At 73.4% G+C, this 16,477-nt stretch carries 19 protein-coding genes; 11 read left to right on the plus strand and 8 right to left on the minus strand.

Features of this window, described 5'->3' with window-relative positions; all coding sequences use genetic code 11:
• Nucleotides 1-54 precede the first annotated feature (54 nt).
• Both ABD948_RS02895 and ABD948_RS02900 read left to right on the plus strand, forming a co-directional pair.
• Nucleotides 55-666 (plus strand): TetR/AcrR family transcriptional regulator, encoded by a 612-nt coding sequence (locus tag ABD948_RS02895; RefSeq protein ID WP_345262546.1) that lies wholly within the window; start codon nucleotides 55-57, stop codon nucleotides 664-666.
• Nucleotides 663-1,829: an SGNH/GDSL hydrolase family protein gene (locus tag ABD948_RS02900; protein WP_345262547.1), complete on the plus strand. Its 1,167-nt coding sequence runs from the start codon at nucleotides 663-665 to the stop codon at nucleotides 1,827-1,829. The genes ABD948_RS02895 and ABD948_RS02900 overlap by 4 nt, the downstream gene beginning before the upstream one ends.
• Before the next feature lie 30 nt (nucleotides 1,830-1,859).
• Here ABD948_RS02900 and ABD948_RS02905 read toward each other — a convergent pair whose 3' ends face one another.
• Together ABD948_RS02905 and ABD948_RS02910 are read right to left on the minus strand one after the other, a co-directional pair.
• Nucleotides 1,860-2,345 carry an Asp23/Gls24 family envelope stress response protein gene (locus tag ABD948_RS02905; RefSeq protein ID WP_345262548.1) on the minus strand — a complete coding sequence of 162 codons (486 nt, stop codon included), beginning with the start codon at nucleotides 2,343-2,345 and terminating at the stop codon, nucleotides 1,860-1,862.
• The gene (locus ABD948_RS02910) at nucleotides 2,336-2,941 is read right to left on the minus strand and encodes an RNA polymerase sigma factor (RefSeq protein WP_345262549.1); all 606 of its coding nucleotides are present in this window, start codon (nucleotides 2,939-2,941) and stop codon (nucleotides 2,336-2,338) included. Before ABD948_RS02910 ends, ABD948_RS02905 begins: the two co-directional genes overlap by 10 nt.
• A 345-nt stretch (nucleotides 2,942-3,286) precedes the next feature.
• Here ABD948_RS02910 and ABD948_RS02915 point away from each other — a divergent pair, with 345 nt between their 5' ends.
• The 8 genes from ABD948_RS02915 (at nucleotide 3,287) to ABD948_RS02950 (ending at nucleotide 6,416) form a co-directional block, all read left to right on the plus strand.
• Complete coding sequence (locus ABD948_RS02915; protein ID WP_345262550.1) at nucleotides 3,287-3,742, plus strand: Asp23/Gls24 family envelope stress response protein; 456 nt, start codon at nucleotides 3,287-3,289, stop codon at nucleotides 3,740-3,742.
• A 5-nt stretch (nucleotides 3,743-3,747) separates the two neighbouring features.
• Nucleotides 3,748-4,137: an Asp23/Gls24 family envelope stress response protein gene (locus ABD948_RS02920; protein WP_345262551.1), complete on the plus strand. Its 390-nt coding sequence runs from the start codon at nucleotides 3,748-3,750 to the stop codon at nucleotides 4,135-4,137.
• Nucleotides 4,134-4,421 carry a hypothetical protein gene (locus ABD948_RS02925; RefSeq protein ID WP_345262552.1) on the plus strand — a complete coding sequence of 96 codons (288 nt, stop codon included), beginning with the start codon at nucleotides 4,134-4,136 and terminating at the stop codon, nucleotides 4,419-4,421. Before ABD948_RS02920 ends, ABD948_RS02925 begins: the two co-directional genes overlap by 4 nt.
• Nucleotides 4,422-4,443: 22 nt before the next feature.
• Nucleotides 4,444-4,620 carry a DUF2273 domain-containing protein gene (locus tag ABD948_RS02930; protein ID WP_345262553.1) on the plus strand — a complete coding sequence of 59 codons (177 nt, stop codon included), beginning with the start codon at nucleotides 4,444-4,446 and terminating at the stop codon, nucleotides 4,618-4,620.
• Nucleotides 4,613-5,023, plus strand: a complete 411-nt coding sequence (locus ABD948_RS02935) for an Asp23/Gls24 family envelope stress response protein (RefSeq protein ID WP_345262554.1) — start codon at nucleotides 4,613-4,615, stop codon at nucleotides 5,021-5,023. The genes ABD948_RS02930 and ABD948_RS02935 overlap by 8 nt, the downstream gene beginning before the upstream one ends.
• Nucleotides 5,020-5,580 (plus strand): DUF6286 domain-containing protein, encoded by a 561-nt coding sequence (locus tag ABD948_RS02940; protein WP_345262555.1) that lies wholly within the window; start codon nucleotides 5,020-5,022, stop codon nucleotides 5,578-5,580. Before ABD948_RS02935 ends, ABD948_RS02940 begins: the two co-directional genes overlap by 4 nt.
• Nucleotides 5,577-6,161 (plus strand): hypothetical protein, encoded by a 585-nt coding sequence (locus ABD948_RS02945; protein WP_345262556.1) that lies wholly within the window; start codon nucleotides 5,577-5,579, stop codon nucleotides 6,159-6,161. Before ABD948_RS02940 ends, ABD948_RS02945 begins: the two co-directional genes overlap by 4 nt.
• A gap of 81 nt (nucleotides 6,162-6,242) precedes the next feature.
• Nucleotides 6,243-6,416 (plus strand): CsbD family protein, encoded by a 174-nt coding sequence (locus ABD948_RS02950; RefSeq protein WP_345262557.1) that lies wholly within the window; start codon nucleotides 6,243-6,245, stop codon nucleotides 6,414-6,416.
• 248 nt (nucleotides 6,417-6,664) lie between these two features.
• Here the strand turns inward: ABD948_RS02950 and ilvA are convergent, their stop codons facing one another.
• Nucleotides 6,665-7,900 carry a threonine ammonia-lyase IlvA gene (ilvA, locus tag ABD948_RS02955; protein WP_345262558.1) on the minus strand — a complete coding sequence of 412 codons (1,236 nt, stop codon included), beginning with the start codon at nucleotides 7,898-7,900 and terminating at the stop codon, nucleotides 6,665-6,667.
• Between the two features lie 44 nt (nucleotides 7,901-7,944).
• Between ilvA and ABD948_RS02960 the strand changes: the two genes are divergently transcribed.
• A complete protein-coding gene (locus ABD948_RS02960) occupies nucleotides 7,945-8,262 on the plus strand; it encodes a Dabb family protein (RefSeq protein ID WP_345262559.1) in 318 nt (105 codons plus the stop codon).
• Nucleotides 8,263-8,289: 27 nt separating this feature from the next.
• Here ABD948_RS02960 and ABD948_RS02965 read toward each other — a convergent pair whose 3' ends face one another.
• The 5 genes from ABD948_RS02965 to icmF all read right to left on the minus strand — a co-directional run bounded on the left by ABD948_RS02965 (nucleotide 8,290) and on the right by icmF (nucleotide 16,458).
• Complete coding sequence (locus ABD948_RS02965) at nucleotides 8,290-8,580, minus strand: YiaA/YiaB family inner membrane protein (protein WP_345262560.1); 291 nt, start codon at nucleotides 8,578-8,580, stop codon at nucleotides 8,290-8,292.
• 43 nt (nucleotides 8,581-8,623) lie between these two features.
• Nucleotides 8,624-10,771: an ATP-binding protein gene (locus ABD948_RS02970; protein ID WP_345262561.1), complete on the minus strand. Its 2,148-nt coding sequence runs from the start codon at nucleotides 10,769-10,771 to the stop codon at nucleotides 8,624-8,626.
• Between the two features lie 127 nt (nucleotides 10,772-10,898).
• Nucleotides 10,899-12,221 (minus strand): GAF domain-containing sensor histidine kinase, encoded by a 1,323-nt coding sequence (locus tag ABD948_RS02975; RefSeq protein WP_345262562.1) that lies wholly within the window; start codon nucleotides 12,219-12,221, stop codon nucleotides 10,899-10,901.
• Between the two features lie 109 nt (nucleotides 12,222-12,330).
• On the minus strand, nucleotides 12,331-13,074 hold the full coding sequence (locus ABD948_RS02980; protein WP_345262563.1) for a helical backbone metal receptor: 744 nt from the start codon (nucleotides 13,072-13,074) through the stop codon (nucleotides 12,331-12,333).
• Between the two features lie 102 nt (nucleotides 13,075-13,176).
• Complete coding sequence (gene icmF / locus ABD948_RS02985; RefSeq protein ID WP_345262564.1) at nucleotides 13,177-16,458, minus strand: fused isobutyryl-CoA mutase/GTPase IcmF; 3,282 nt, start codon at nucleotides 16,456-16,458, stop codon at nucleotides 13,177-13,179.
• Between the last annotated feature and the right edge of the window lie 19 nt (nucleotides 16,459-16,477).

The raw sequence follows: 16,477 nt of genomic DNA on the forward strand, positions 1-16,477 counted from the left end.
CGCTCGGATCCTTGCCTATATGTTTTAGGAAACAACCGACATGATGGAGGCAACGTGCCGCGTCGAGGACTCAGCACCGACCAGGTCGTGCAGGCGGCCGCCGAGCTCGCCGACGCCGAGGGGCTGGCGGCCGTCTCGCTCTCCGAGGTGGCCCGGCGCACCGGCGTCCGCACCGCGAGCACCTACTCCCACGTGGCGGGCCTCGACGACCTGCTGGCCCGGCTCGCCGCGCTGGCGCTGACCGAGATCGCCGACCGTGCCGCGGCAGCGCTCGCCGGGGTCGCGGGCCGGGAGGCGCTCGCGGCGCTGTGCGACGCCTACCGCGACTACGGCCTCGCCCATCCCGGCCGGTACGCCGCCACCCGCCACCCGCTCGCGCCCGACGGGCCGGCCGGCGCCGCGGCACGTCGTCACGCCGACCTGACCCGCGCCGTGCTGCGCGGGTACGGCCTGGAGGAGCAGGCCCAGGTGCACGCGGTGCGCCTGGTCGGCAGTGTCGTCCACGGCTTCGTGACCCTGGAGCTGGCCGGTGCCTTCGCCCACTCCCAGCCCTCCAGCGAGCGCAGCTGGCGGCACGCCGTCGAGGTCCTCGACGACGCCCTGCGCCGTCTGTCCACCGCTGCCCCCGAGAGCACCGATCCCGAGACCACCAGGAGCACCCCGTGACCACCCCCGCCCCCCTCGTCGTCCACCCCGTGACCCCCGACCTGGTGCACGGCGCGCTCGAGCTCGAGCCGACCCCGCAGGGCCTGCGCCCGCATCGGCTGCCGGCCTGGGCTCGTGCGCGCAACGCGGACCCCCAGCTGGCGATGGTCGAGGCGCAGCCCGCCGGCGTCCGCCTGGCGTTCCGCACCTCCGCCACGCGGCTGGAGGTCGAGACGGTGCCCACCAAGCGCGTCTACGCCGGCATGCCGCCGCGGCCCGACGGGACCTACGACCTGGTGGTGGACGGCGAGCTGGTGGCCCAGGGGGTCGTGACCGGCGGCCGCGTGATGACCGTCGACCTCGCCGGCGGCGGCACCGCGCTGGAGGAGGGGGCGCCGGGCCGCTGCGTCTTCGCCGGCCTCGCGCCCGGCCCCAAGGAGGTGGAGGTGTGGCTGCCGCACGACGAGACCACCGAGCTCGTGGCCGTGCACGCCGACGCGCCGCTGACGGCGTCGCCGGCCGAGCGCCCGACGTGGGTGCACCACGGCAGCTCGCTGAGCCAGGGCTCCAACGCCGTGCACCCCACCGGCACCTGGCCGGTCGTGGCCGCCCGCAGCGCCGGGCTGGAGCTGGTCAACCTGGGCTTCGGCGGGGGAGCGCTGCTCGACCCCTTCATGGGCCGGGTGCTGGGGGAGGCCGAGGCCGACCTGCTGAGCGTCAAGGTGGGCATCAACCTGGTCAACGCCGACCTGATGCGGCGCCGCGCGCTCGGCCCCGCGCTGCACGGGTTGCTCGACGCGGTCAGGCACGGACACCCCGACACCCCGCTGGTCGTCGTCACGCCCCTGCTGTGCCCGGTGCACGAGCAGACACCCGGCCCCGCCGCGCCCGACCCGGCCGCCTTCGCCGAGGGACGGCTGGCGTTCGTGGCCACCGGGGACCCCTCCGAGGTGGCGGCCGGCCGGCTGACCCTCGAGGTGGTGCGCGAGGAGGTCCGCCGCGTGGTGGCGCAGCGCCAGGCCGAGGACCCGGCACTGGTCCTGCTCGAGGGACCCGAGCTGTTCGGCGCCGACGACGTCGCGGTGCACCCCCTGCCCGACAACCTGCACCTCTCGCCCGCCGGCCACCGGCTGGTGGGAGAGCGGTTCGCCGCCCGGCTGCCCGCGCTGGTCCCGGACCTCTGACCCGGGCCCGGCGTGCCCGGACCGGCCTGCTCAGACCAGGTTCGGGTCGCCCGGCACGACGTCGACGACCTCGATGGTGACGACACCGGGGCCGCCGGCCGCCTCGGGGCCGAGCAGCTCCTCCAGCAGGGCGACCACCTCGCCGCGCACCCGCGCGGCCAGGGCCGGCAGGTCGACGCCGTAGGCGCAGGCCAGGCCGATGCGGACCTCGAGCAGGCGCTCGTCGTCGACGTCGACCTTGATGTCGGTGGGGGCGTGCGTGGGCGAGCCCTGCAGCAGCCGGCGCAGCGCCGTCAGCACGACCCGCGAGGAGACGTAGGTGCGGTCCTCGCCGCTCCCCTCGGCCGGGGTCCTGGTCGCCTCGGTGAAGGCGCGGATCGGGTAGGAGGGGCGCACGGCCTCGCGCACCTTGGTCATGACGCTCTGGGAGAGCTCCTCCCAGGCAGCGGGCGGGGGCTCGTGGTCGCGCACCAGGTCGCGGGCGCGCTCCAGCGGGTCGGTCGGCTCTATCGCCATCTCGCCATCCTCTCGGCCAGGGTTCGGCGGCCGCGGTACAGGTGGCCGCGCACGCTGCCGACGGGCATCGACAAGGTGGCGGCGATCTCGTCGTAGCTGAGGCCCTCGACCTCGCGGAGCAGCCACGTGGCGCGCTGGTGCCACGGCAGCTCGGACAGCGCCTGCTGCAGGGCGCCGAGCAGCTCCTGGTCCAGCACGTGCTGCAGCGGGTTGTCCGCGGCGGGCTTGACCATCCGCGAGAGCAGCGCGTCGTCGATCGGCGTGGCCCTGCGGCGTCGCAGCTGGTCGGCCGCGCGACGGTGCACGAGCCGGAACAGCCAGGTCTTGAGGCTCGAGTGCCCGGCGAAGCTCTCCAGGCTCCGCCACGCCGAGATCAGTGCCTCCTGGGTGACCTCGGCGGCGTCGGTCTCGCTGCCGTTCATGAGGCGCTGGGCGTAGCGCAGCATCCCGGGGCCGTAGCGCTCCACGATCTCGCCGAACGCATCCTCGTCGCCGACCCGCGCCGCACGCACGAGCGCGTCGTCGGAGCGCTCGTACGCAGCGTCGGCACCGGCGAGGGCACCGGTGTCGGCCGGTGTGTCGGGAAGGGTGCTCATCCGGCGGTGCAGCTCCTGTCCCTGGCGGGTCGTCGTGGACGTGTTCTGCCCCAGCGGTACCCCCCGGTCGCCCCGCCCACCGCGAGGCCCGTCCCGAGTGGCCATCCCGGGCGGAGGGTGCGCCTTACTGAGGGTTCGCTGAAAGTGCACCAGACCAGTGGTGGATAGACCGGCGGCGGGGGATCGGTTGTGTACCACCAAGTAGTGCACGAGACGTGTTCCAGGTCACCTGGAACTTCTGTGACGAACAGGCGACTCGCTGCGACTAACCAGCACAACCGATCCAGGAGGGTCGGGGGCGGGGCATCGGGCCCCGTCAGAAGACGAGACGACAGAGAGGTCGACATGAGCGAGAAGCAGACCGCAGCCGGCACCCAGGTAGCCACCCGCGCCCAGGGCGCGCTGGCCTCCGAGCAGGGCAAGACCTCGATCGCGGACACCGTGGTCGCCAAGATCGCCGGCATCGCCACCCGCGAGATCAGCGGGGTCCATGACCTCGGCGGCGGTGCCGCCCGCACCGTCGGCGCCCTGCGTGAGCGCATCCCCGGTGCCCGCACCAGCCTCAGCCAGGGTGTCAGCGTCGAGGTGGGCGAGCGTCAGGCCGCCGTCGACCTGGACCTGGTCGCCGAGTACGGCGTCGCCATCGCCGACCTGGCCGCCGCCGTGCGCCGCAACGTCATCGGCTCCGTGGAGCGGATGACCGGCCTGGAGGTCACCGAGGTCAACATCACCATCCACGACATCTTCCTCGACGACGGCTCGGACGACGAGTCCTCGGACGAGGGTCGCCGGGTCGAGTGACCCCGGTGCCTCCCATCGACGGCGTCGATCGGGAGCCCGCCCCCGCTCGGGGGGGCGGGCTGGCCGGGGCGCAGGGCGCCCCGGCCGACCCGCAGACCGAGCCCGCAGTCCGCGAGGAGCACGACGACGTGTCCGACCGCGTGCTGGCCGCCGTGCTGGCGGTGCCCGAGGTGCGTGACGTGCACGCGGGCGTGGTCGGCGAGGTCGCCACCTACCTGCCCGGCCGCCGGGTCAACGGCGTGCGGGTCAGCGAGGAGGGTGACGCCGAGGTGCACGTGGTCCTCGAGTTCGGTTCCTCCATCCAGGAGGCCACCGACCGGGTCCGCGCCGCTGCCCGAGGTGTCGTCGGCGGTCGCGTCGACGTCACCGTCGAGGACGTGGCGGCCCCCTCGTGAGCGACGGTGACGAGCGCCGAACCCGCCGGCGCGCGGTGATCAAGGAGCTGCACCCCGACCGGGGTGGCGACGTCTCCACCTTCATCGCCGCGCTGGCAGAGCTCGACGCAGCCGGCCCCCCAGCCGACCGTGCGTCGGGTGCGTCCCTCAGCGCCCCGGTGCTCGTCACCACACGACCGCGCAGCCTGCGCACCCTCCGACGACGCTCCCGCTCGGCGCTCGCCGGCATCAGACGCACCATTCCCCGGCCGTGGCCCGGCTCCCGCCGCTACGGCCACCTCTGACGGAGCTTGAAGGAGAAACGACATGACCAACTCCACCATCGGCCTGATCACGGGCCTGCTGCTCACCCTGGCCGTCCTGGTCGGCGGCTTCACGGGCCTGCTGCTGGCCCTCGTGCTCGGCGGCGCCGGGTACGCCATCGGCGGCCACGTCGACGGAGAGTTCGACCTCTCCGCCATCACGCGGGGACGCCGTGGCTGACCAGACACTGACCGCCCCCGGCCCCGTGCACGCTCCGCGCGAGCTCGCACCGCCCGAGGACCGCGGCAGCCTCGAGGTCCGCCTCAAGGCCATCCGCCACGTGGTCGAGCGCGTCGCGCTGCAGACCCCCGGCGTCGTCCGGCACTCCACCGTGCTGGGTCGCGTCAGCGGTGGCGGCTCGCCGCACGCCGACGTGACGATGCGCGGCCGCAGCGCCCGTATCGCCCTGCGCGTCGCCGTGGTCTGGCCCGCTCCGGTCACCGCGGTGGCCGCCGAGGTGCGTGACGCCGTGCGCAGCGAGGCGGCCCGCCTGACCGGCGTGCACGTGGAGACCGTCGACGTCGAGGTGTACGCGGTCTCCGACGACGACATCGATGAACCGACGAGGAGGCGAGTCGAATGAGTGACCCCACCGTTGCCGCGCGGCCGGCCTCGCCGCCGCGCACCCCGCCCCGGGCCCGTCCCGCGGCCGTGACGACCTCCGCCGTCCTGGCGCTGGTGCTGATCGCGCTGGGCGTGGTGTCCGTGCACGACCTGGCCGCCAGCCAGGGTTGGAGCTCCGGCTCCTCGTGGACCCGCAGCGTGCTCGACAGTGTCGAGGGCCTGACCGCCTCCGTGCTCGTCGTCGCCGTGGCTGTCGTGCTCGTGCTGCTGGGTCTCGTGGTCCTCCTGACCGCCTTCCGGCCCGGCCGCCGCACCCACCTGCCCACGCAGGGTGACGCCGACCTGTGGGTCTCGGCCGGCGCGCTGGCCGCCCTGGCGGGCGCCTCGGCCGACCGCGCTCCCGGCGTCATCTCCGCCGAGGCGACCCGCATCCGCCCCCGTTCCATCACCGTCGACGTGGTGACCCACCAGGACCCCGGCACCGTGGAGGCAGCGGCCCGCGCCGCGGTCGACACCAGCCCGGGCGACCTGGCCAAGACCCGCATCGACATCCGCATCAAGGAGGTGCCGCGATGACCCGCAAGCTGCTCGGCATCGACCGGATCGTCAGCGCCCTCGTGGGCCTCGCCCTGCTCGCCCTCGGCCTGTACCTGCTCGACTGGCGCTTCGGCGTGGTCGGCAGCTATGCCGACGAGGTGCGCATCGACGCCGTCGGCACGGTCGCCGACTCCGGCTGGTGGCCGTGGGCCTTCGCCGCCGCCGGCGTGCTGCTGGGCCTGCTGGGCCTTTACTGGCTGCTCGCTCACCTGCGTCGCCCCGGCCCCGGCACCCGGCGCCTGAGCGGCAGCGGCGCCCACGGGCGCCTCGAGGCCGACCTGCGCAGCGTCGCCGACACCATCGCCGGCCGTCTCGAGAGCACTGCTCCCGTGACTGGTGCCCGTGGCACCACCCGCAGCGTGGGTGCTCACACCCTGCTGCTGGTCCGGGGCCAGGTGGAGCCCACCGCCGACGCCCGCGAGCTCGTCGCGGCGACCGAGGCGCTCGAGGCCGAGGTGGCCCGCGCCTTTCCCACAGACCAGGTGACCTGCCGTGTCGTCCTCGACGCACCGCGGCGTCGCCGCCTGGCGCGCACCAGCAACCGGGTGCGCGTGAGCTGAGGCCGGCCTCTCGGGTGGCCGACCACAGCACCAGCAGTAACCAACTCCGCACCATCAACCACACAGAGAAGGAGCAAGATCATGGGTCTCGCTGACAAGGCCAAGAACGCCGCTGAGGACGCCCTGGGCAAGGCCAAGGAGGTCATCGGCGACGCGACGGACAACGACAAGCTGAAGGCCGAGGGCAAGAAGGACCAGGCCTCCTCGTCCGTGAAGGACGCCGGCGAGAACGTCAAGGACGCCTTCAAGAAGTAAGTCCTTGCGCGTTCAGCGCAGCACCACCACAGGGCCGCCCGGCACTCCGCCGGGCGGCCCTGTTGCGTGCGTGGATGCCCTGGGGTGTGTCCGTGCGTGGGTCGGGAGGTGATCCCACGTCCACGTGGGATCACGGAACAGGGGGGCCGGAATACTGGCCCTCCGGTTCCGCGAATGGCCACCCGGCGTGACGGGTGAGGCTGGAGGGGCGCCGATCGTGGACAGTCCGTGCCCGCGCGGCGCCGACCTCAGACGACGAAGGTGAACAGCGGTGAGCCGGCGGGGATCTCCTCGATCGTCAGGCCGCTGGCCGCCATCCGCGCCTGCAGGCCCGGCAACCGGTCGCGGTGGTCGAGGTCGATGCCGATCAGCGCCGGTCCGGTCTCGCGGTTGCTCTTCTTGACGTACTCGAACACCACGATGTCCTCGCCCTCGGCGAGCACGTGGTCGAGGAAGCCGCGCAGGGCGCCGGGCTCCTGGGGGAAGGACACCAGGAAGTAGTGCCGCAGGCCCTCGTGCACCAGCGAGCGCTCCACCACCTCGGCGTAGCGGCTGACGTCGTTGTTGCCGCCGGAGACCACGCAGCAGATGCGCTCGACGCCCGTGAGGTCCAGCGTGCCCAGGGCGGCGGTGGCCAGGGCCCCGGCGGGCTCGGCGATGACGCCCTCCACCTGGTAGAGCGCCAGCATCTCCGAGCAGATCGCGCCCACCTCGACGGTCACGACCTCGTCCACGAGGTCGCGCACCACCGGGAAGGTGTGGTCACCGACCCGGCCCACCGAGGCGCCGTCGACGAAGGTGTCCAGGCGCGGCAGGGTGACCGGGCCGCCCGCGGCGAGCGCCGCCGTCATGCTCGCCGCACCCGCCGGCTCGACGCCGACGATGCGGGTGCCGGGCCAGGTAGCGCGCAGCCAGGTCGCGACGCCGGCGGCCAGCCCGCCGCCGCCCACGGGGAGCACGACGAGGTCGGGCGGCACCTCGAGCTGGTGGGTGAGCTCGTGGCCGACGGTGCCCTGGCCGGCGATGGTGCGCGGGTCGTCGAAGGGATGCACGTAGGTGGCCCCGGTGCGCTCGGCCTCGGCCCACGCCGCGGCGCCGGCGTCGTCGTAGGTGCGGCCGACGACGCTCAGCGTCACGTGCTCGCCGCCGAGCTGCACGATCCGCTCCCGCTTCTGGCGGGGCGTGGTGCCCGGGACGACGATGTGGCCACGCACGCCCAACCGGGCGCAGGCGATGGCGACGCCCTGCGCGTGGTTGCCCGCGCTGGCGCAGACGACGCCGCGGGCCAGCTCGTCCGCGGGGAGACCGGAGATCAGGTGGTGTGCGCCGCGCACCTTGTAGGAGCGGCCCACCTGGAGGTCCTCGCGCTTGAGCAGCACCTCGGCGCCGTGGCGCTCGCTGAGCCGGGTGGAGCGCTCCACGGGGGTGCGGACGGCGATGGTGGCAGCGGCCGCGCGTGCCACGTCGTCGGGGGTGGTGCTCACACCTCGAGTCTGCCGGAGCCGGTCAGGGTGGCTACGGTCGACCCATGAGCATGCTCGCGGGTCCTCGTGTCCGGCACACCGTCGTCTTCGCCCTGCGCCACCCGGCCGGCAGCGCCGAGGAGGCCTCGTTCCTGGAGGCTCTCGCGACGCTGGCCGAGATCGACGGCGTCGAGGAGCTGCAGGTGGCGCGAGAGGTGAGTCCGAAGAACGAGTACACCCACGCCGTCGCCATGGAGTTCGCCGACGAGCAGGCCTACCGCACCTACGACGCCGATCCCCGGCACCAGGGCTTCGTCACCGAGCGCTGGGACGCCGAGGTGAGCGCCTTCCTGGAGGTCGACACGGTGGCGCTGGAGGGCTGAGCGGGCCGACCGGCCGACCCTCACAGGTCAGGAGACGGCGCGGAACGGGTCGTGCTCGGCGAGCAGCTTGTCGACGCGGGCCTGGTCCAGGCGGCTGGCCACCGAGGTGGACTCCTGCGCGTCGCGCACGCACTTGGCGAGCGTGAAGCTCGAGGAGACCAGGAACAGCGTGGTCATCGCCAGGTAGGCGCGGACCCAGGGGTCGACGGGCAGGTAGAGCACGGCCCAGACGATGCCGATGAGCGAGACGGCGAAGGCGATGCCGGCCTGGGCGAAGAACGCGGTGGTGTTGGGGCTGGTGCGAGGAGTCGTGGTCATGCGACCAGCCTGCGCGAGCCCGGCGTCTCGCGCCTGAGCACCGCTACTCGGGTGGGGCCGGGTGTGCGGACCCGGACCCGGGCGCGGTGTCGGAGGCAGCGGCCGACCGCAGGGGCGCGGCGATGGCGGCGTCGCTCGACGACGTCGGAGCCGGGGTGGTGTCGGGTGCGTGGGCGGGGAGCGAGATCCGTACCGAGAGGCCGCCGAGGTGGCTGTGCCGCGCGACCACGTCGCCCCCGCACGCCTCGACGACCGTCTTGACGACGGAGAGGCCCAGGCCGCTGCCGTCCACGGTGTGCGCCCGGGCGTTCTCGGTGCGGAAGAAGCGCTCGAACAGGTGGGGCAGGTCGACGGTCTCGACGCCGATGCCGTCGTCGTCGACCTGGACGGTGGCGCGGCCGGCGGCGTCCCGCCCCACGACCACCACCACCCGGCCGCCGACGTGGCCGTACTTGAGCGCGTTGGCCACCAGGTTGTCGAGCGCCTGCCGCAGCCGGCGCGGGTCGACCCAGGCGGTCACGGCCGCCTCCACGGACATCCGCATCGCGATCTCGTGAGTGCGGGCGCGCGGTCGCCACTGCTCCAGCACCTCGGAGGTCACCTCGCGCAGCGGCACCGGGGCGGGCGCGAGGTCGCCACCGCCGTCGTCGAAGCGGGCGAGGTCGAAGAACTCGTCGACGATGTGCTTGAGCCGCTCGGCGCCCGAGGTCACGGCGCCGGCCCAGCGGGCGGCGTCGGTGCCGCGCGGCAGGTCGTCGGTGAGCAGCTCGCTGTAGCCGAGGACGGCGGTCAGGGGGGTGCGCAGCTCGTGGCCGGCGATGGCGATGAACTGGGTGCGCAGGTCGTCGAGACGTCGCCTCTCGGTGACGTCGACGGCGGTGCCGTCGGCCACCGTGCGTCCGGCCTCGTGCCGCACGGCGCCACGCCACCAGGTCCAGCGGGCGCGGCCGTGCAGGCCGAGCAGGCGGACCTCCACCTCGGCCGTCTCCTCGCGCAGGAGCCGCTCGTGGAAGTCGCGGACGGCGGCGTGGTCGGCCTCGGGGGTGCGACCGAGCAGCGCCGCCACCAGGTCGTCGCCGGGCTGGAGCCCGGCGTGGGCGGAGAGGCCCGTGGGGCTGCCCTCGCTGACGAAGTCCAGCCGCAGCCGCTGCGGCAGCACCTCCACCGACCACACCAGGTCGTCGAGCCCACCGACCACCCGGTGCAGCCGGGCGCGCGTGCTGTCGAGGTCGGCGCTGAGCCGCGCCTGGCGCTGCATGGCCAGCGAGATGCCGACGCCGAGCAGCCACACCAGCCCGACGAAGGCCTGCACGGTGAAGGCGCGGGCGAGAGGGTCGGCGACCTGCTCGACGCCGCCCCGCCCGGCGAGCGCGGCGGACAGGGCGGCCACCGCGGTCAGCGAGGCGAACAACGCCGCGGCGAGCGGCGAGAGCCGCACACCGGCCCACGCGACGGCGATGAGGACCAGGAAGGCCAGCGGCAGCCCGTGGTCGGCCCACAGTGCGACGACCGCGAGCGCGACCGAGACCACGAGCAGCGCGAGCTGCTCGATCCCGCCGGCGCGGGGGGTGAGGGGCAGGGGCTCGGGATCGCCCGTGGCGCTGCTGCGCCGGGCACGCCAGGAGCGGTGCGCCAGCAGGCCGGTGCCGGCGATCAGCAGCACCGCCAGGAGGTTGCGGGTGCACCACAGGGTGATCATCAGCCAGGCCGGGGCGGTGGCGGTCGGCGAGGTGACCACGAGGACGAGCGGCGAGGTGACCAGGCAGGCGACCAGGGTGGCGACGACCAGCCGGACGAGCGGCACCGGGAGGGTGAGGTCGAGGGCGGCAGCGGGCACGGGCTGCGCAGGACGGCCGCCGATCGCCCAACGCACGCCGAGCGCCACGAGGGTGTGCGCCGCCACCGCCACCGGCACGAGCTCGGCGGCGACCAACCCGGTCGCCGGGATCATCAGCGCACACCCGGCGGTGACGGCGACGAGGGCCTGCCAGCAGCGGCGCCCGTGGGTGAGGAGCAGCCAGAGCACGGACACGCCCACCGAGGGAGCCACCAGCAGCAGGGTGCTGCCGGGCGCCAACACCTTGAGTGCGAGCGTGAAGGCGGCGAGGTAGCAGGTCAGGCCGACCAGGGCGATGAGGGCGTCGCCGAGCCACACCTCGGCACGCGGGTGCCGTCCGTGGGAGGTGCGCATCTCGACCCGCCGTTTTCTGGCCGACGCATGGCGCGCGACCGATCGTGAGCCTGAGGGGGCTGCACGCGGCACCTGCCCACCCCAGGTCCCGATCCGGTACCCGGAGACCGTCACCGCGCCCGGGAGGTCAGCGACTGGTCTGGTCCACCACGGCGGTGACCGGCGCTTCGACGGGGCTGTCGAGAATGACGATCGGCGCCGGCGTGGGGAGGGAGACGACGAAGCGGGCTCCGCCGCCCGGAGTGTCGTGCAGGGTCAGGGTGCCACCCATCGCCTCCACGAGGTGGCGGCTGCTGGCGAGCCCGATGCCGTGCCCCCCGACCCCGACCCCGGTGCCGCTCAGCACGGTCCGCACCTGGTGCCCGAGCCCGAAGACGCGTTGCTGCTCGGCCTCCGGCACGCCCGGTCCGTGGTCCACCACGGCCAGGCGGCACCACCCAGCGTCGGAGTCCGCCTCCACGCGGACGCGCGGGTCGTGCGGGGCGGCGTGCTGGGCGGCGTTGAGCAGCAGGTTCTGCAGCACCACCCGCAGCGCATCGGCGTGGCCCACCACCGCGGGTAGCGGCGCGGCCACCGCGAGGTCGACGGCCACGAGCTCGCCGCGCAGGTCGTCGAGCACGTCGGCGAGGACCTCGTCGACGCGGACGGGGATCAGCGCCGTCACCGCGTCCCGCGCCTGGTCGAGCAGCATCTCGACGGTGGAGGCCATGCGCGAGGCGCTGCGCCGGGCGCGGGCCAGCAGCGGCGCGACCTCGTCGTGGTGGCCCGCGGCGAGCTCCTCGGCGGCGAGGTCGAGGGTCAGCCCGACCGAGGTGAGCGGGGTGCGCAGGTCGTGGCTGACGGTCTGGGCGAAGCGCGCCAGGCGCGCGTTGGCCTCCACCAGCTCGGCGTTGAGGGTGTGCAGCCGACGACTGCGCAGCTCCAGCTCCAGCACGTCGACCACGCGCTCCGCGAGCAGCACCAGCCGCGCGCGCTGCTCGTCGTCGATCTGCTGCGGGAGCGGGTCGAAGACGCACAGCGAGCCGATGGGCACCGCGGCGGGGGTGCGCAGCTGGAAGGTGGCGTAGAAGCGCACACCGTGGTCCGCGGTCACCCACGGGTTGTCGCGGAAGCGCTCGTCCTCGCGGGCGTCGGCCAGCACCACCGGCTCGGCGTCGTCGACCACCACCGCGCACATGGAGTCGCTGCGCTGGCTGACCGTGCCCTCGAACCCCACGCTCTCCACCTGGTGCTGGTGGTCCTCGGTGATCAGGTTGAGGGTCGCCATCGAGACCCCGCACGCCTGCGCCGCCAGCGCCACGAGGCTGCGCAGCTCGGGTCGGGAGACGGCGTGGGGATCGAGGAGCCCGTACTCGGCCAGCGCCTCCTGGCGACGTCGCTCGCGCACGGCCGGAGCCTCGACCCGCGGTGTCGGGGCGCTCTGCGGCGCCTCGGCGTGACGATCGGTCACGTGGTGATCCCCCTGGTGTGTGGCGCGCCGTGCCGCCGGCGTGCTGGCGTGCTGGCGTGCTGCGTTCCCGAGCCAGCGGTCACTCTAGTGATCCGCGACCGGGCGCGTCTCAGAACAGCGCGCCCAGCGTGGCGTGGGCCTGCACCAGCGAAGGCCCGTACCAGGTGAGCAGGCGACCGCCGACGTGACGCACCGGCGTGCTCGTGAAGGCCTCCGGGCCGTCGTCGGGGGTGAACACGTAGGGCTCGTCGGGCAGGAGGACGACGTCGGCGCCGGCGGCGTCGAGCTCGGCCGCGGTGGTGTGCGGGTAGCGCTCCGCGTGGTCGGCCAGGACGTTGCGCCAGCCCGCGCGGCGCAGCAGGTCACCGGTGAAGGTGCGCGACCCCACCGCCATCCACGGGTCGCGCCAGATCGGCACCACGACGCGGCCGACCACCGGCGGGAGCGGACCCGACCACAGCTCGCGGGCCTGCTCGAGCCACCCGGGTCGGTCCCAGCAGAGCACGTCGTCGAAGAGCTCGTCGTAGGCGGCGAACGCCTCCGGCACCGTCTCGATCCGCGTCACGTGCACCCGCACGCCGGACTCGCGCAGCCGGCGCACGTCGAGCTCGCGGTTCTCCTCGCGGTTGACGACGACGACGTCGGGCTCGAGTGCCCGGATCGCCGCCAGGTCGGGGTTCTTGGTGCCCCGCACCCGCCGGGTGCCGTGCGCCTCGAGGTCGGCCGGGTGGGTGCACCAGTCGGTGGCCCCCACCACGCGGTCGGGGTGCACCGAGGCGAGGGCCTCGGTGATGGAGGGGACGAGGCTGACGACGCGCAGAGCCGGGATGCCCTGGGGGGTGTCCTTGCGCATGTTACTGACCGTTGCGACTAGTAGATGGGGTCACGGTGACAGCTCCTACTACGCCCTGCGGTCAGTAACATGTGCCGCCGGCTCTGGTGCACGAAACGTTACTCACACGTTGCGACGGTACTGGCCGCCGACCTCGAAGAACGCCTCGGTGACCTGGCCGAGCGAGCAGACGCGGGCGGCGTCCATCAGCACGGCGAAGACGTTCTCGTCGGTGGTGGCAGCCTGCTTGAGGCGGGCGAGCGCCGCGGCCGCCTCCTGCTCGTGGTCGGCCTGGAAGGCGTGCACCCGCTCGAGCTGCGACTGCTTCTCGGTCTCGGTGGCACGCGCGAGCTCCACCGTGGCGGGGGTGCCGTCGTCGGCCCTGGGGTTGCGGAAGGTGTTGACACCGATGATGGGCAGCGAGCCGTCGTGCTTGCGGTGCTCGTAGAGCATCGACTCGTCCTGGATGCGCCCGCGCTGGTAGCCGGTCTCCATGGCACCCAGCACGCCACCGCGCTCGTTGATCCGGTCGAACTCGGCGAGCACGGCCTCCTCCACGAGGTCGGTCAGCTGGTCGATGACGAAGGAGCCCTGGAGGGGGTTCTCGTTCATCGCCAGCCCCCACTCGCGGTTGATGATCATCTGGATGGCGAGCGCGCGGCGCACCGACTCCTCGCTGGGCGTCGTGACGGCCTCGTCGTAGGCGTTGGTGTGCAGGCTGTTGGCGTTGTCGTAGATGGCGATGAGCGCCTGCAGCGTGGTGCGGATGTCGTTGAAGTCCATCTCCTGCGCGTGCAGCGAGCGACCGCTCGTCTGCACGTGGTACTTCAGCTTCTGCGAGCGGTCGTTGGCGCCGTACCTCTCCTTCATCGCGATCGCCCAGATGCGGCGGGCCACGCGGCCGATCACCGAGTACTCGGGGTCCATGCCGTTGGAGAAGAAGAACGACAGGTTGGGCGCGAAGTCGTCGATGTCCATGCCGCGCGCGAGGTAGGCCTCCACGTAGGTGAAGCCGTTGGCGAGCGTGAACGCGAGCTGGCTGATGGGGTTCGCTCCGGCCTCGGCGATGTGGTAGCCGGAGATCGAGACCGAGTAGAAGTTGCGCACCTCGTGCTGGATGAACCACTCCTGGATGTCGGCCATCATCCGCAAGCTGAACTCGGTGGAGAACAGGCAGGTGTTCTGGCCTTGGTCCTCCTTGAGGATGTCGGCCTGCACGGTGCCGCGCACGCTGGCGACGGCGTGGGCGGCCAGCATCGCGCGCTCCTCGCCGGAGGGCTCGCGGCCCTCCTCCTCGCGGAAGGCGGCGACCTGCTGGTCGATCACGGTGTTGAGGAAGAACGCCAGCACCGTGGGTGCGGGGCCGTTGATGGTCATCGAGACCGAGGTGCCGGGCGCGACGAGGTCGAAGCCGTCGTAGAGCACCTTCATGTCGTCGAGGGTGGCGACCGAGACGCCGGAGGTGCCCACCTTGCCGTAGATGTCGGGGCGCTCGTCGGGGTCGCGGCCGTAGAGGGTCACGGAGTCGAACGCGGTCGAGAGGCGCTTGGCGTCGCCGTCGGCGGAGAGGATCTTGAAGCGGCGGTTGGTGCGGGCCGGGTCGCCCTCGCCGGCGAACATCCGGGCGGGGTCCTCGCCGTCGCGCTTGAACGGGAAGACGCCGGCGGTGTAGGGGAAGTAGCCCGGCAGGTTCTCGCGACGCCAGAAGCGCACCAGCTCGCCGTGGTCGGTGTAGTGGGGCAGCGCCACCCGGGGGATCTTGTTGCCCGAGAGCGACTCGCGGGTGAGCTTGGTGTGGATCTCGCGGCCCCGGACCGTCACCACCTGCTCGTCGCCGGCGTAGGACTGCACGACGTCGCCCCAGCCCTCGATCTGCTCGGCGACCTCGGCGGGCACCGCACGGCGGGCCTGCTCCACGAGCGCGGGCACACCGCCGAGCGCGCCCTCGTCGTCGAGGCGCTCGAGCTCCTCGGCGGTGGTCTGCAGCCGCTGCAGGCGCGCGGCCGCCGCGGCCAGCTCCTCGGTGCGCGCGTGGTAGCCGCGCACGGTCTCGGTGATCTCGGCCAGGTAGCGCACGCGGTCGCCCGGCACCACCTGGCGGATGGTGGAGGAGTGCTGCACGTCGACGGCGGGCAGCGCGCCCTCGCCGAAGGAGACCCGCGGGGCGTCCGAGCCACCGCCGGCGGCAGCGTCGTCGGAGCCGGCGAGCAGCTCGCGCAGGTGCTGGTAGAGCGCGGTGACGCCGTCGTCGTTGAAGGTGGCCGCGGAGGTGCCGAAGACCGGCATGTCGTGCGGCTGCTTGCCGAAGGCCTCGCGGTTGCGCACCAGCTGGCGACCGACGTCGCGCAGGGCGTCGGCGGCGCCGCGGCGCTCGAACTTGTTGATGGCGACGACGTCGGCGAAGTCGAGCATGTCGATCTTCTCCAGCTGCGAGGCGGCGCCGAACTCCGGCGTCATCACGTAGAGCGAGGAGTCGACGAAGGGCAGGATGCCGGCGTCGCCCTGGCCGATGCCGGGGGTCTCGACGATCACGAGGTCGAAGCCGGCGGCCTTGGTGGTGGCGATGACGTCGGCCAGGTGCTCGGGCACCTCGTGCGCGCCGCGGGTGGCCAGGGAGCGGAAGAACACGCGGTCGCCGTCGAGGGAGTTCATCCGGATCCGGTCACCGAGCAGGGCACCGCCGCCCTTGCGGCGGGTGGGGTCGACGGCGATGACGGCGATGCGCAGCTTGTCGTGCTGGTCGAGGCGGAAGCGACGCACCAGCTCGTCGGTGAGCGAGGACTTGCCGGAGCCGCCGGTGCCCGTGATGCCGAGCACGGGGGCGTGGCTGGCGGCGGCCGCCTCGCGCAGTCGGGTGAGCACGTCGTCGGGGAGCCGGCCCTGCTCGGCGCCGGTGATCGCGCGGGCGAGCGCCGAGCGCTGGCCGCTGAGCACGTCCTCGACCTCGACCTGGCGCTGGGCCCACAGGTCGGTGTCGCAGGTGCGCACCACGGAGTTGATCATCCCGACCAGGCCCATCCGCTGCCCGTCCTCGGGCGAGAAGATCGTGACGCCGGCCTCGCGCAGCCGGGTGATCTCCTCGGCGACGATCACGCCGCCGCCACCTCCCACGACCTGCACGTGCCCGGCCCCGTGCTCGCGTAGCAGCTCCACGAGGTACTCGAAGTACTCCACGTGGCCGCCCTGGTAGGAGGAGACCGCGACGCCCTGCACGTCCTCCTCGAGCGCCGCGTCGACGACCTCGCGCACGGAGCGGTTGTGGCCCAGGTGGACGACCTCGCAGCCCTGGGACTGGAAGATCCGCCGCATGATGTTGATCGAGGCGTCGTGGCCGTCGAACAGCGCCGAGGCGGTGACCAGACGGACGGGGTGCTGCGGCACGTGCAGCTCGGGCTTCTCGGTCACGGCGCTCTCCCTGGCGAGA

This window comes from Nocardioides nanhaiensis, assembly GCF_039542785.1.
Classification (GTDB): Bacteria; Actinomycetota; Actinomycetes; order Propionibacteriales; family Nocardioidaceae; genus Nocardioides; species Nocardioides nanhaiensis.